This window comes from Stappia sp. G46H5W, from assembly GCF_058448995.1.
Genome location: NZ_JBZFLL010000001.1, coordinates 434,193 through 446,802 on the forward strand (window position 1 = coordinate 434,193; position 12,610 = coordinate 446,802).

The window sequence follows — 12,610 nt, forward strand, 5'->3', positions numbered from 1 at the left end:
AGCGAAATCGCTACAAGTAACAATAACCCTCGCCCTTGCATCGGCGGCAATCGGAAGATAGAGAAAGACTGACAATGGGGACGCGTGGTCGTGCGGCAGTACCGACGCGCTGACCGAATGGGTAGGCATGACCAATAGCGCCCCGAAAGTGCTGATCTACAGCCATGATTCCTTCGGGCTCGGTCATCTGCGACGGTGCCGTACCATCGCGCATGCGCTGACCCGTCGTTTTTCGGACATGTCCGTACTGATCCTGTCGGGATCGCCGATCATCGGCAGCTTCGAGTTTCGCTCGCGCGTCGACTTCGTCCGCATTCCCGGTGTGATCAAGCTGCGCAACGGCGAGTACACGCCGCTGTCGCTGTCGCTCAACATCGAGCACATCCTTGCCATCCGCACCTCGATCATCGAGCACACGGCCAAGGTCTTCGACCCGGACATCCTGATCGTCGACAAGGAACCTCTCGGCCTGCGCGGCGAGATCCTCGGCACGCTGGAGATGCTCAAGGAGCGTGGCAACACCCGCCTGATCCTGGGCCTGCGCGACGTGATGGACGACCCGACGGTGCTGCGTGAAGAGTGGACGCGCAAGAACGTCGACCCGGCCCTGGAGAGCCTCTACGACGAGATCTGGGTCTACGGCCCACCCGACCTGCACGACCCGCTGGCGGGCATGGGCCTGTCCGCAAATGTTCACGCGAAGGCAGTGAACACAGGCTATCTGCGCCGTGACGTACCGGCCGATGCGCGGATCACCGAGCCCCTGCCCTTCGACGACGAACCGTACATTCTGGTCACGCCGGGTGGCGGTGGCGACGGTGTGGAGATGGTCGACTGGGTGATGCGCGCTTACGAATCGCGCGCGCAACCGCTCTTTCCCGCTCTGATCGTACTCGGCCCGTTCATGCCGGCACAGGCCGCGGTAGAGTTCCAAGCACGGGCAGAATCGCTTCGCGACGTGCACATCCTGCGGTTCCTTCCGACCATCGAGCCCTATATGGCCGGTGCCAAGGCGATCGTGGGAATGGGCGGCTACAACACGTTCTGCGAGATTCTGTCCTTCGACAAGCCGACGCTTCTCGTGCCGCGTGTCGTTCCCCGCCGCGAACAGTCGATCCGCGCAACGCGCGCCGAGACCATCGGTCTGCTGAAGGTGCTGCCGATCGATGATTACCCCGATGTCGACAAGATGATCGACGCACTGGCGGAACTACCGTGGCTCGCGCCCCCCTCCACCGCCGGCATAGACAACCTGCTCGGCGGCCTGGACGTGATCGGCGACCGGGTGGAGCGCATCCTTGCGCAGCGGAGCGGCGCTGTCAGGGAACTCGCGTCCGTGCGCGCCTGAGCGATCCGCGTTCATCCGCACCGGTCGGAACCGACCTTCACGATTTCAGGACCTTCGCATCGCATGTCCCGCATTGCCGTCGTCGTAAAAGGGTATCCGCGCCTGTCGGAGACCTTCATCGCGCAGGAAATCCTAGGCCTTGAGCGCCGGGGGATCGGGCAGCTGATCGTCGCCCTGCGCCAGCCTTACGACCCCTTTATCCACGAAGTGCACCGGCAGATATCGGCCGACGTGCTCTATCTTCCGGAATATGTGAAGGACGACCCAGCGCGCGTCGCCCGGGCAAAACGCTGGGCCGAACGTCAACCGACTTATCGCGATGCCCATGCTCTGTTCATGGCCGATTTAGCGAAGGAATCGAATGCCAATCGCCAGCGACGCTGGGCTCAGGCCTGCGTCTTCGCACATGAACTGCCCAGCGATATCGCCTGGATCCATACCCATTACCTGCACACGCCCTGTTCGGTCGCGCGGTATGCGGCTCACCTTTCGGGCCGCGGGTGGTCGTTTTCTGCCCATGCCAAGGACATCTGGACCAGCGAGGAATGGGATCTGCGGGTGAAGCTCGACGATGCCGCCTGGGGTGTCACCTGCACCCGGGTCAACCTCGACCATCTCCGCTCGCTCTGCGCCCAGCCGGACAAGCTGGAGCTGGTCTATCACGGGCTCGACTTCTCCCCCTTCCCAGGCCGTCAGAATTACGGCAAAGGCGACGGCGGACAGGCAGGCCCGGTCCGGATCATGTCGGTGGGCAGGGCCGTGGAAAAGAAGGGCTACGACGACCTTCTGGCGGCTCTGGCAGCCTTACCAGAAGGACTGGACTGGCACTTCGAGCATATCGGCGGCGGAGAGCAGGCGACCCGCCTGGCGGATCTCGCCGGCTCCCTCGGCATCTCCGACCGCATCACCTGGCACGGGGCACGCCCGCGCGAGGACGTGATCGAAGCCACACAGCGTGCCGATCTCTTTGTCCTCGCCTCGAAGGTGGCGAAGTCCGGCGATCGCGATGGCTTACCCAACGTCTTGATGGAGGCCCAGACGATGGGCCTGTGCTGCCTGGCCACCGACGTCTCGGCAATCCCCGAGCTCATTCGCAGCGGAGAGACCGGGCTGCTGGTTCCGCCTGGAGACCGCACGCGCCTGCGTGACGCGCTTGCCTCGCTCATAGCCGATCCGGCGATGCGCGAGCGGCTTGGCCGGGCTGCCTCCAAGGATGTTCGCCAGCGCTTTTCGACGGATCCGGGCCTTGACCGGCTGGCGGTCCGGTTCGCTTCCCTTCTGAAGGAACAGGCAAAAGCCTCTTAAAGGTCTCCAGGACACCGGCATGCGTGTTGCCTTCACAGCCCCCATGAAGCCGCTGGACGATCCGGTGCCATCCGGGGACCGGACCATGGGACGGCTGATTGTCCAGGCGCTGGAAACTGCCGGGCACGAAGTGACGGTCGCCACGCGATTTCGCTCGTGGAGGGCGACTGGCGGCAACGATGCGCAGCAAGAGCTCGAGCAGGCAGCACTTGCAGAGGCGAGCCGTGTCCTGTCCTCATGGGAGGCGTCGGGCTACCGCCCTGCTGTCTTCCTGACCTATCACCTCTACCACAAGGCTCCCGACTGGATCGGCCCAGCGATCGCTTCACGGCTGGGCATACCCTATGTCGTTGTCGAGGCAAGCCGCGCCCCGAAGCGCAGGACTGGAGACTGGGCCTATGGCTTTGCTGCGGCCGACGCAGCTCTCGACCGCGCCGATCTGGTTGCCGCCATGCACAGAGCTGACAGGGAGTGCCTTGCAGCGGTCGTTCCAGCGGAACGCCTTGCCGTCCTTGCCCCGTTTCTCGATGCAAGCCGGTTCCTGCAGGCGCCGCGCATCCCGCGCCGAGACGGTGAGCCCGTCCGGCTGCTCGCCATCGGCATGATGCGCGAGGGAGCGAAACTCGCCTCCTACCGCCTGCTTGCCGACGCGCTGGACCAACTTCCCGCCTCGCCCCGCTTCACCCTCACCGTTGCTGGCGACGGGCCTTGCAGGGCAGAGGTCGAGGCGCTGCTGGCCCGTCATCCGGTCACGTTCATGGGCGCTGTCGCGGGAGAAGAGATCCCGGCCCTTTGCGCCTCGCACGACCTATTCGTCTGGCCGGCGATCCGCGAGGCATTCGGCCTGGTCTTCCTGGAGGCTCAGGCCGCCGGCCTTGCCATTGTGGGCAGCGACACGTTCGGCGTGCCCGACATCGTCGCCCATGGCACGACCGGGCTTCTGTCGAGTGAGGGCGACGCCGCAGCTTTCGCGCAAAACCTCGCGGCGCTTGTGTCGGATCCTGCTCGCGCGGCGGACATGGGGATTGCTGCGCGCGACCACATCCGCGGGCGGCACACGCTGTCGAGCGGCGCTGCCAGTCTCGACGGGCTGCTGGGGCAAGCCTTGCGCAACTTCGCCCTGCGCGCTACCGCTTCGCCGCAATGACACGATCCGCCTTCATCCATGTCCAGCATCTGCTCGGCACCGGCCACGCCCTGCGTGCCGCCGCCATCGGCCGCGCGCTCGCAGCGCGCGGCGTTTCGGTGACCCTGGCGACCGGGAACAGCCTGCCACCGCTGCTCGACACCTCCGGCCTCGATGTCATCGAGCTGCCGCCCGTCAGGGCGCAGGACGCTCGGTTCAAGACCTTCCTGACACCGGAAGGACGCGAGATCGACGAAGCGTGGAAGGCTGCCCGTACCAGGGAAACGCTGAACGCCTTTCAGGCACGACCTTACGACCTGTTGCTCACCGAGACCTGGCCGTTCGGGCGACGCCCATTCGCGTTCGAGATGCAAAACCTGGTCGACGCCGCCAAGGCTTTGTCTCGTCCGCCGCTCATCGCCTCCTCCATCCGCGACATCTTGGTACGAAAGCAGGAGATCTGGAAGGAAGAGGAAATGGCCGAGCGGGCGCTGGCCGCCTACGATCTTGTCCTCGTTCATTCCGACCCGTCATTCATCCGGCTGGAGGACAGTTTTCCTTTCGCCGACCGCGTGTCGCATCTGCTGCGCTATACAGGCTTTGCCGAGACCGGCACGAGCGGTAGAGACGCACCCGGCGATGACGGCCGCGACGAGGTCATCGTTTCCTGCGGCGGCGGCGCCGTCGGCATCGGGCTGCTCAGAGCGGCTCTCGAGGCCCCTGCCCTCTCCCGTCTTGCCGGCGACTGTCGCTGGCGCCTCCTTGCCGGCCATGACATCGACGAGGACAGTTTTTCCGCGCTTGCGGCACAAGGTGGGGACACCATCGTCGTCGAGAGGGCGCGGCGCGACTTTCCCTCGCTGCTAGCACGGGCACGCCTTTCGATCAGCCAGGCGGGATACAACACCGTGCTTGATATCCTGCATGCCGGCGTTCCCAGCGTGCTCGTGCCCTTTGCCCAGATCAAGGAAACGGAGCAGCAGCAGCGCGCCGATGCCCTGGTGCGCCATGGGCGCGCCGTCACTGTTCCGGAAAAGGGGCTAACGCCAGAGGCTTTGGCAAAGGCTGCCGACGACGCATTGGTCCTTCCGCGCCGCGATATCCCGGTCCGCTTCGGTGGAGCGGAAACGGCCGCCGAAATCCTGCTGGACGCGCTGGGGGCCCGCCGATGAGCGAGGCAGAGTTTCGCGCCTATCGGGACGGTCTCATCCGGCATCTCGATTGGTTCGCCGAACGCGACCTCGCCGTTCCGATCTGGTGGCGCGATGACGACGCAATCGAGCCGACCCCGGCGCTCGAGCGGCTGCTTCGGATCGCGAACACTTATGAAGTCGAAGTTGCGCTGGCCGTGATCCCCGCGAATGCGGCTGAGGCCCTCGCCGACCGTCTGTCCGGCGAGCGCTTTGCCTCTGTCCTTCAGCATGGATACGAGCACCGCAACTTTCAGGACAAGTCGCGAGGAGAAAAAGCGGCCGAGTTCGGCCGCCGGCGCGATCCCGACGAAGCGGTTGCGCTGCTCGCCCGCGGCCACAAACGCCTGGCGGACCTGTTCGGCACGCGCTTCGTTCCGGTCATGGTGCCGCCGTGGAACCGTATCGCGCCGCGTATCTCCGCCCGCCTCGCGGAGGCCGGGCTTTCAGGCCTGTCGACCTTCACGCAGTTCCATCCGCGCGCACTTGTGCAGGTGCAGACGCATGTGGACATGATCAAGTGGAAGAAGGAGCGACGCTTCATCGGCTGGCATTCTGCCGGCATGCGCTTCGACTACCATATGGCGCGACGACGCACGAACCCGGCAGAACCGCTCGGCGTCCTCTCCCATCACCTCGCGCAGAACGATGCCTGCTTCGAGTTCCTGGAGAGGACGTTCGACATCTTGCGGGCGCATCCCGGCGCCCGCTTTGCCCGCATCCTGGAGCTTCTGGAAGCCGAGCGCGCGGCGCACGGCCTGCCTCCGCTCAGCCAGCCGACGGCCTGATCAGCCGCAGCCGCCAGGTGACGTTCTTCTTGTCGGAGGTCAGGCGGTAGTCGTCGAGAACTTCCCAATCCGGCCCGTCGGTCGCTTCCCACAGCCGGGCGATCAGGCGGTTGGCGCCCGATTCCAGACGCTTGGGCGAATACATCGAAACGGCGATCACACCGCCCGGCGCCAGGAACGGCACATAACGCGCCACGGCCGCGGCCGGATCATCGGAAAAATGCAGCACCTCGTTGAAGACGATGGCGGAGAAAGTCTCGCCCTTCTCGGGTGCGAAAGTGTGCAGGTCGCCGGCGCGCAGCGACGCGATCTCCGGGTCCACATTGGCGATGCCGAGCGCTGCAGGCGCCAGATCGACACCGACATACCGGCCGATGCCCATAGGCTGCAGACGCTCGTACAGCAGGCCTTCGCCGCAACCGATGTCCAGCACCCGGTCAAGCGACCCGTTCAGTGCGAGCCACATACCGATGATGCCGTAACGACCGCTTTCGGGCAGATCGCGAAGGAAGGCCCAGCGCCCGCGCCGATATTCCTCGTCCCAGCCGTCGGCGGTCGATGCGTTCTTGGACATGCCTTGTCTTCCTGTTCGCCGGCGTGGCGGCCGGTCTTTCAACGCCCCTGTCAGGCAGATGCCGCGACATCTGCCCGCCCGCAGCCGGACATCACTTATACGGGTCGGCCGCGTCGCGCAAACCGTCGCCCAGGAAATTGAACGCAAGCACCACGATGATGATGGGAACAACCGGCGCCATCAGCCAGGGATAGATGACCACAACGGAGATATCCTGTGCCTCGTTGAGCAGAACGCCCCAGGACACCGCAGGACGGCGCAGACCGAGATTCAGATAGGACAGGGCCGTTTCGCCGAGAATCATCGCCGGGATCGACAGCGAGGCCGATGCGATGATGTGGCTCGTGAAGCCCGGCAGCAGATGCTTGCGGATGACACGCGACGGTTTCGCGCCCATCAGCAGTGCGGCCTTGGCATATTCCTCCTCGCGCAGGGCCAGCAGCTTGGAGCGCACGGCACGCGCCAGACCCGGCCAGTCGAGAAGACCGAGGATCACCGTGATGCCCAGATAGATCCACACGGGCGACCAGGTGACCGGCAGGGCCGCCGACAGGGCCATCCAAAGAGGCAGCTCCGGCAGGGACCGCAGGATCTCGATGACACGCTGGATCGCGCTGTCGATTATTCCGCCGAAAAAGCCGGCAAGCCCGCCGAAGAACAGTCCCAGCACGATGGAGATGGTCACGCCGATCAAGCCGACGGTCAGCGACAAGCGTGCTCCGTATACGAGACCGGACAGCACATCACGCCCCAACCGGTCGGTGCCGAGCAGGTAGAGCGTCCCATCCTTCGCAGGGCACACCAGGTGGAAGCTAGCGTCGAACAAGCCCCAGAACTTGTATTGCGGCCCGAAGCAGAAAAAGCGCAGCGGCTGCACGTCCCCCCGGTCTTCGGTGTAGACCCAGCGCACCGTCTCCAGATCGACTTCCGCCTTCAGCCCATAGACGAACGGTCCGACGAACGAGCCCTCGTGGAAGAGGCGCAACGTCTGCGGCGGCGCATAGAGGTGATCGTTGGAGCGCTGGTTCGGCGAGTAGGGAGCGATGACCTCCGCGAACGGCACACACAGATAGAACAGGATGAGGATCACGCCCGACCACACAGCAACGCGGTGGCGGCGGAACTTCCACCACATGATCTGCCACTGCGAGGCCTGGTAGTAGCGTTCCTGCTCCGGGGTCAGCGTTTCGGCGTGAGACGGGTTGAACGCATCCGGATTGACGTAGTGCTCGGGCTCGTTGCGCATGTTCATCACGCCTTCCCCCCAAGCCGGATGCGCGGATCCAGCACCGCCAGAAGCAGATCGGACACCAGCATGCCGATCAGTGTCAGGACCGCGACGAAAAGCAGAATAAAGCCGGCCAGGAACTGGTCCTGCGACTGCAGGGCATTCAGCAGCACAGGCCCGACGGTCGGCAGGTTGAGCACGACCGACACGATGACGGAGCCGGAGACGAGCGAGGGGATCAGGTTGCCGATATCGGCAATGAACGGGTTGAGCGCCATCCGCAGCGGATACTTCACCAGCAGGTGGGATTCGCGCAGGCCCTTGGCGCGCGCCGTCGTCACGTATTGCTTGTGCAGCTCATCCAGCAGGTTGGCGCGCAGCCGGCGGATCATCGCCGCCGTACCAGCCGTTCCGATCACCACCGTCGGCACGATCAGGTGCGCCAGCACCGACAGCGCCTTCCCCATGCTCCATGGCTGGCCGATATACTCCGGCGCCATGAGGCCGCCGACCGACAGGCCGAACCAGAGATTGGCGAAGTACAGCATGATCAGGCCGAGCAGGAAGTTCGGCGTCGCCAGCCCGATATAGCCGATGAACGTGAAACCGTAGTCGCCCCACGAATACTGGCGGGTCGCCGAGTAGATACCGATCGGGAAGGAGACGACGTAGACGAACAGGATCGTCGCAGTGTTCAGCACGATGGTCAGCGGGAGGGTCGGCCCGACCACCTCCGAAACCGGTTTCTCGTATTCGAAGGACCAGCCCCAATTGCCTTGCAGCAGACCGTCGAAGCCGTGGACGCCCGGCCACAGGCCGATCCAGATCAGATAGCGCTCCAGGAACGGCCGATCGAGTGCAAACTCCGCCCGCAGGAACTCGAGCTTGGCGATAGACGCGCTCTCGCCGGTCGCCCGCAGCGCTGCAATCTGGTTGGAAATGTAGTCACCGGCCGGAAGCTCGATGATGACGAATGTCAGCAGGCTGATCACGAACAGCGTCGGGATCATCGTCAACACCCGGCGCACGATATAGTAGAGCATCAAGCGGTTCCCCCAGCGCCCCGCAGCGCCATTCTCACGTCACTTCCGGTAGAATTCGTCCATCCGGTGAATGCCGAACTGGGCCCCGGGATCCCAGCCGTAGATGCCGTCCTTCGGCACGTTGCCGAGGCCCTTCACCACCACCGGCTGGCGGACTTCCGACACCAAACCGATATGGATGGTCTCCTCGGCATGAATCTGCAGGATCTCGTGCCAGATCTCTGTGCGTTCTTCCGCGGAGCTGGATTGCAGCCAGTCGTCGTAGAGCTTCGTCAGGCGGATCGCCGGCTCCCAATCCGGCTTCTCGCCGGTCTGGCCGTCGGTTTCATACCAGTTGCCCCACCGCGACCAGGACAGGAAATCGCTGCGCACCGGCGCGAAGTCCTCCGGTGGCATTTCCGAGGTCGGGATCCCGTTCTCGAATCCAGCCCAGACCGACATGACCAGCAAGCCCGACAATGCCCGCTCGCGAATGATGTCGCGCTGGCTCGGCTTGGCGAACAGCTTCACGCCGATCTCGCGCCAAGTCTCGCCCACCAGTTCCAGGGCGTCGAGCTCTTCCTGGCTCTCGCCGGTCGCCTCGACGATGATCTCGAGCGGACGGCCGTCCGGCATCAGCCGCACCCCGTCGCCCCGGCGTTCCGTCAGGCCGATCTCGTCCAGCAGACGGTTGGCCTCTTCGGGATCGAACCCCGCGTAAAGATCTCGGTACTCCTGCCGATACAGCGGGCTCTGTTCGAGCACCGTGTCGTTCCCGGGCGTTGCAAGCCCGAGATAGAGGACCTTGTTGATCATCTCGCGGTCGATGCCGAGGGACAACGCACGGCGGAAGCGCGTGTCCAGCATCAGCTTGCGCCAAACCGGATCGGCGACCGTCAGGTTGGGCTGCAAGGAAATCTGCGAGCCCTTGCTGATCGGCCAGAGATAAGTCTCGAACCGGCCGAGCTTCTCTCCCTGCTTGAGGATCGTGATGTCGGAGAAGCCGATATTACGCGCCTGCAGGTCGGCTTCGCCCGCCTGGGTCTTGGCAGCGATGATCTTGCCATCGGCCACCGTCATGACGACGCTGTCGAGATAGGGCAGCTGCTGCCCCGCCTTGTCGACCCGGTGATAGTAGGGGTTCCGGTGCAGCACGAAGCGCCGCTCGCTATCATCGGCCAGCCTCACCCAGGGCTGCAGGCTCGGCAGCTCCGGGTTCCGGGCGTCATACATGTCATCCATCTTGTTGAAGAGCGCGGCCCAGCTGCGCAGCTTGCGCTGTTCCGCGAGCTTCTCGATCTTCTGCGCATCGCCGTAGCGGTGATGGAACTGCTTGAGATAGTGGGCCGGGCGATAGATGAAGGGCGGGCGCGACTTGGCCAGCTCCGGCTTGAACAACGGATTGGGCGCATCCCAGGTGAAGCGCACCGTCGTCTCGTCGATCACCTCGAAGACCGGCGGCTTCCCGCCTGCCAGCATGAACTGCGGCAGGCCGGAGGGCTGGAGCTCGGCGTTCGAGGCTACATCCTCGTACCAAAAACGGATGTCTTCGGAAGTGAACGGGTGGCCGTCCGACCACTTGTGCCCCTTGCGCAGCACAAGAGTGAAGCGCCGCCCGTCTTCCTCAACGAAGTCCTTGAGGATGTCCGGCACCAGTTCGAGTTTCTCGTTATAGGCAACGAGACGGGCATAGCCCCAGACATTGATGAGGCGCACATCGCGCGAGCGGCCGATCAGCGTGTCGACCTTGCCGCCCGGCGTACCGATCTGGCGGCCGCGCGCCTCCAGATCGACGATCAGCGGCTCGTCAGGCACCCGCTCCGTGACCGGAGGCAGGTCTGTGCCGACGCGCGGCGCCAGCGACGGTGTCTCCTTCAGCACAAACGCCAATGCGGGCAATGCCATGAAAGCGGATGCACAGAACAGGACGACGGCAGGAAGCACTGTGCGGGATGTCATTGTGCGGCCTCCATGGAGGCAGACGCCCCGTCACCGGCGAGACCCGGCGCGCAGACGAAGTGATCCTTCTCCATTTCCACCAGCACCGGACGGACGCCATCGACGATACGGTAGGGCTCTGGCCAGAGATCGGGTTCAGACGCTCGCCCTGCTTCCAGCGCCGCAAAGTCCAGCGGCGCGTTCAGATCAGGCTCGGGAACGGAGGCCAGCAGGGCTCGCGTATAGGGATGCAGCGGGTTTCCGATAACGGAGCGGGTACTGCCGACTTCGACGACCCGGCCGCGGCACATCACGGCCAGCCTTTCGGCGATGTAGTCCACGACCGCAAGATTGTGGCTGACGAAAAGGTAGGTGAGCCCGAGTTCCTTTTTCAGATCCCGCAAGAGGTTGAGGATCTGCGCCTGCACCGAGACGTCGAGCGCCGACGTCGGCTCGTCGCACAGGATAAACTCCGGATTGAGCGCGAGTGCCCGCGCTATGCCGATGCGCTGGCGCTGCCCGCCGGAGAACGAATGCGGATAGCGGCGCAGGAAGCGCGGATCGAGGCCGACGAGACGCATCAGTTCGCGCACCCGCTCCGCCCTCTCCTCCGGCGTTCCAACCTTGTGGATCACGAGCGGCTCCATCAGCAGCTCGTTCACGGTCATGCGCGGGTTGAGCGATGAGAACGGGTCCTGGAAGATCAGCTGGACCCGGCGGCGGTATTCCAGCAGGTCCGCTCCCCGCAGGCTGGCAACATCGACGGGGCCGTCGCCACAGTCGTAGCGGATTGCGCCCTCGTTGATCTCGAGGGCGCGCAGGATCGCCTTGGCGGCCGTCGTCTTGCCGGAACCGCTCTCGCCGACCAGGCCGAGACACTCGCCGCGCCTGACCGTCAGGTTGATGTTGTCGAGTGCAAGCACCGTTCGTGTTCCGCCGCCCAGGAACCCGCCCTTGCGGGTCGTGAAGCGTTTGGTGACATCGGTCATGCTCATCAGCGGCTGTCCGACGGCGCAGGCCCGCTCGGACTGACGCTTCTTGAGGAAGCCCTCCGCATGCGGCTCGATCGGGCGGATCGGCACCAGTCTTTCGCCCTCTTCCATCCCGAAGCGCGGCACCGCGTTGAGCAGCGCCTTGAGATAGTCGTGGCGAGGATTTGCAAAGAGCGAGGCCGCACTGCCACGCTCCATGATCCGGCCGTGATAGATCACCACCACCTCGTCCGCCATGTTCGCAACGACGCCGAAATCATGGGTGATCAGCAGCGTCGACATATGCAGCTCGGCCTGGACATCCTTGATAAGCTTGAGGATCTCGGCCTGGATGGTGACGTCGAGCGCCGTGGTAGGCTCATCGGCGATCAGCAAAGCGGGATGGCAGATCATCGCCATGGCGATCATCGCACGCTGGCGCAGGCCGCCGGACAGCTCGAAGGCATAGGAATCGAGCGCCCGCGCCGGGTCGGGAAAGCGCACCAGCCGCAGCATCTCCTGCGTCAGCTCGCGGGCTTCCTGCGCGCTCACGCCCCGGTGCAGCTCGGCTGCCTCGCCGATCTGGTCGCCGATCGTGTGGAGCGGCGACAGCGAGGTCATCGGCTCCTGAAAGATGATCGCGATGCGGTTGCCGCGGATGGCGCGCATCGCTGCGCCCTTGCGGTCGAGGGCTGCGATGTCGACCGGTGCGGCGGTCTCGTTCTCCCGGAACAGCACACGGCCGCCGGAGACCTGTGCCTTTTCCGGCAGCAACCCCATGATGGTCTGGGAAATGACGGTCTTGCCGGAGCCGGACTCTCCCACAAGGGCAACGGTCCGGTTGCGGGGCACGGAGAAGGACACATCGTCGACGGCCCGTATGCGGCCCTCGCCGGTCAGGAAATCGACACTGAGCCCGTCGATCGTCAACACATCCACGCGGCTTATCCTCCTCCAGGCGCCCTCGGTGTTTTCCGTTGTCGCGCCATTATAGGAGACGAGTGCCAGCACGAAAGTGCGTGTTGCCCCTTGCCCCCTTGTCGCTCTTAACAGTGCTAGCGCAGGCTCGTGTGACCGGCATCACAAATTAATGACGTCACCTTGAAAAACTGTAGTGAAA

General features: G+C 64.5%; 10 protein-coding genes. 5 read left to right on the forward strand and 5 right to left on the reverse strand.

Annotation, left to right across the window (positions count from 1 at the left end):
• Positions 1–127 precede the first annotated feature (127 nt).
• The 5 genes from ACVJ6E_RS01735 to ACVJ6E_RS01755 all read left to right on the forward strand — a co-directional run bounded on the left by ACVJ6E_RS01735 (position 128) and on the right by ACVJ6E_RS01755 (position 5,757).
• The gene (locus tag ACVJ6E_RS01735) at positions 128–1,348 is read left to right on the forward strand and encodes a glycosyltransferase (protein WP_120269165.1); all 1,221 of its coding nucleotides are present in this window, start codon (positions 128–130) and stop codon (positions 1,346–1,348) included.
• Positions 1,349–1,411: 63 nt separating this feature from the next.
• Positions 1,412–2,653 carry a glycosyltransferase family 4 protein gene (locus tag ACVJ6E_RS01740; RefSeq protein ID WP_120269164.1) on the forward strand — a complete coding sequence of 414 codons (1,242 nt, stop codon included), beginning with the start codon at positions 1,412–1,414 and terminating at the stop codon, positions 2,651–2,653.
• Between the two features lie 19 nt (positions 2,654–2,672).
• Complete coding sequence (locus tag ACVJ6E_RS01745) at positions 2,673–3,800, forward strand: glycosyltransferase family 4 protein (protein ID WP_120269163.1); 1,128 nt, start codon at positions 2,673–2,675, stop codon at positions 3,798–3,800.
• Positions 3,797–4,951, forward strand: coding sequence for a glycosyltransferase (locus tag ACVJ6E_RS01750; RefSeq protein WP_120269162.1), 1,155 nt, complete (start codon positions 3,797–3,799; stop codon positions 4,949–4,951). The genes ACVJ6E_RS01745 and ACVJ6E_RS01750 overlap by 4 nt, the downstream gene beginning before the upstream one ends.
• On the forward strand, positions 4,948–5,757 hold the full coding sequence (locus ACVJ6E_RS01755) for a polysaccharide deacetylase family protein (protein ID WP_120269161.1): 810 nt from the start codon (positions 4,948–4,950) through the stop codon (positions 5,755–5,757). The genes ACVJ6E_RS01750 and ACVJ6E_RS01755 overlap by 4 nt, the downstream gene beginning before the upstream one ends.
• On the opposite strand, the gene ACVJ6E_RS01760 is transcribed toward ACVJ6E_RS01755, so the two are convergent.
• The 5 genes from ACVJ6E_RS01760 to ACVJ6E_RS01780 form a co-directional block, all read right to left on the reverse strand.
• The gene (locus tag ACVJ6E_RS01760; protein ID WP_120269160.1) at positions 5,738–6,331 is read right to left on the reverse strand and encodes a class I SAM-dependent methyltransferase; all 594 of its coding nucleotides are present in this window, start codon (positions 6,329–6,331) and stop codon (positions 5,738–5,740) included. The genes ACVJ6E_RS01755 and ACVJ6E_RS01760 overlap by 20 nt on opposite strands.
• Positions 6,332–6,422: 91 nt before the next feature.
• Positions 6,423–7,583: an ABC transporter permease gene (locus ACVJ6E_RS01765; RefSeq protein WP_120269159.1), complete on the reverse strand. Its 1,161-nt coding sequence runs from the start codon at positions 7,581–7,583 to the stop codon at positions 6,423–6,425.
• Positions 7,583–8,602, reverse strand: a complete 1,020-nt coding sequence (locus ACVJ6E_RS01770; protein ID WP_120269158.1) for an ABC transporter permease — start codon at positions 8,600–8,602, stop codon at positions 7,583–7,585. Before ACVJ6E_RS01770 ends, ACVJ6E_RS01765 begins: the two co-directional genes overlap by 1 nt.
• 39 nt (positions 8,603–8,641) lie before the next feature.
• Positions 8,642–10,540 (reverse strand): ABC transporter substrate-binding protein, encoded by a 1,899-nt coding sequence (locus ACVJ6E_RS01775; RefSeq protein WP_120269157.1) that lies wholly within the window; start codon positions 10,538–10,540, stop codon positions 8,642–8,644.
• Positions 10,537–12,429: an ABC transporter ATP-binding protein gene (locus ACVJ6E_RS01780; RefSeq protein WP_120269156.1), complete on the reverse strand. Its 1,893-nt coding sequence runs from the start codon at positions 12,427–12,429 to the stop codon at positions 10,537–10,539. Before ACVJ6E_RS01780 ends, ACVJ6E_RS01775 begins: the two co-directional genes overlap by 4 nt.
• Positions 12,430–12,610 lie beyond the last annotated feature (181 nt).

Excerpts from the sequence above, each read along its gene's own strand:
- ACVJ6E_RS01770 (WP_120269158.1), bottom strand. The coding sequence starts at position 8,602 with ATGCTCTACTATATCGTGCGCCGGGTGTTGACGATGATCCCGACGCTG.
- ACVJ6E_RS01760 (WP_120269160.1), bottom strand. The coding sequence starts at position 6,331 with ATGTCCAAGAACGCATCGACCGCCGACGGCTGGGACGAGGAATATCGG.
- ACVJ6E_RS01745 (WP_120269163.1), top strand. The coding sequence starts at position 2,673 with ATGCGTGTTGCCTTCACAGCCCCCATGAAGCCGCTGGACGATCCGGTG.
- ACVJ6E_RS01755 (WP_120269161.1), top strand. The coding sequence starts at position 4,948 with ATGAGCGAGGCAGAGTTTCGCGCCTATCGGGACGGTCTCATCCGGCAT.
- ACVJ6E_RS01735 (WP_120269165.1), top strand. The coding sequence starts at position 128 with ATGACCAATAGCGCCCCGAAAGTGCTGATCTACAGCCATGATTCCTTC.
- ACVJ6E_RS01775 (WP_120269157.1), bottom strand. The coding sequence starts at position 10,540 with ATGACATCCCGCACAGTGCTTCCTGCCGTCGTCCTGTTCTGTGCATCC.
- ACVJ6E_RS01750 (WP_120269162.1), top strand. The coding sequence starts at position 3,797 with ATGACACGATCCGCCTTCATCCATGTCCAGCATCTGCTCGGCACCGGC.
- ACVJ6E_RS01740 (WP_120269164.1), top strand. The coding sequence starts at position 1,412 with ATGTCCCGCATTGCCGTCGTCGTAAAAGGGTATCCGCGCCTGTCGGAG.
- ACVJ6E_RS01765 (WP_120269159.1), bottom strand. The coding sequence starts at position 7,583 with ATGAACATGCGCAACGAGCCCGAGCACTACGTCAATCCGGATGCGTTC.